Here is a 1,273-nt window from a genome sequence, read left to right on the forward strand (position 1 = left end):
GCAACCATTTTGTAACTGCCTGATAGGTTCTTTTTGCATCGTAGTAATTACGGCAAAATATCTTAAAATCATCAGCATACCTTACAATGTATATTTCTTTTAGGTTGCTTGTTCTTAAAGCTCTGTAGGTATGGCTTTTTATCTCTGTTCCTTGACTGTTCGTTCTCTGTTTATATGGATAATGCGTGGGCATTGTCAGCCATTGAGAAGAAACCCACCAATCTAATTCGTTCAAGACTACATTAGATAGTAGCGGTGATAATATACCGCCTTGTGGTGTTCCCTTTGTTGGTGTAATTACCTTTTTATCGGGCATAACTATGTCTGCTTTCAGCATTTCCTTAATGATACAAAGTAGCTTTTTGTCTTGGATACCCAAATTCCAAAGTTGCCTTATGAGCTTTGCATGATATACATTGTCGAAAAATCCTTGTATATCAATATCAACTACATAGTGTAAGTGCTGTATCTGCATTAGTCTCGCACATTCTGCAATAGCGTGTTCCGTACTCCTGTTAGGTCGAAACCCATAGGAGCTGTCATGAAACTTGGCTTCACATATCGGCTCTAATATTTGCAAGATACATTGTTGTACAATTCTGTCTACAATAGTCGGTATTCCTAAAGGTCTTATTTTCCCATTAGGCTTTAGTATCTCCACTCTCTTTACAGGGCGTGGTTTATACCAATGAAACTGTTTTTGTATGAGAGAAATGTATTCTTCTTCATTTAGCCTTGATAGATGTTTTATTGTTCTGCCATCTACTCCGGCTGTATGACTTCCTTTGTTCCCTTTGATACTGCGATAGGCAAGTTTTATATTTTCTCTTGAAGTTATCAACTCCATTAAATTTGAAAATACTTTATTCTTACCGCTATCTTCATATAAATCATCAAGGACTTTTTGCAAGTCATAGTATTCCGTATAACGGATTTTGCTTTGTTTCAGTGTTTGTTTCGAAGTGGACACAGTCACCATCTCCTTTCGGATTTGATTTTCTTTGTCATACTCGAAGCTGTGTTTGTCTTAATTTCAGTTCTTGTTCTTTCCTGTGACTGGTGGCTATCCCTCCACGAACTTATTATTTTCGCTTCATAGGTACTGTGCCACCGCTTTCACCAAGATAAAGAACGGTTATATGCTGTTTTTTTTCAGTCATTTTCCCATTCAACACTTCATTAGCATTAGACTGCTTCCATGCTCTTGGCTTACCACGTTCCGACAATCTTATCTTTGAATACGTTTAGGTTCTTCCTCTAAGCCTGTGTTTAG

1 protein-coding gene is annotated in these 1,273 nt (G+C 37.4%); it reads right to left on the bottom strand.

Going from position 1 to position 1,273, the window contains the following annotated elements:
• Positions 1-970 (bottom strand): reverse transcriptase domain-containing protein (locus tag BN3657_RS00025; protein ID WP_244946987.1); only part of this gene is annotated, 970 nt, incomplete at its 3' end.
• Between the last annotated feature and the right edge of the window lie 303 nt (positions 971-1,273).

The sequence above is a fragment of the Peptoniphilus phoceensis genome, assembly GCF_001517665.2.
Taxonomy (GTDB): domain Bacteria; phylum Bacillota; class Clostridia; order Tissierellales; family Peptoniphilaceae; genus Peptoniphilus_A; species Peptoniphilus_A timonensis.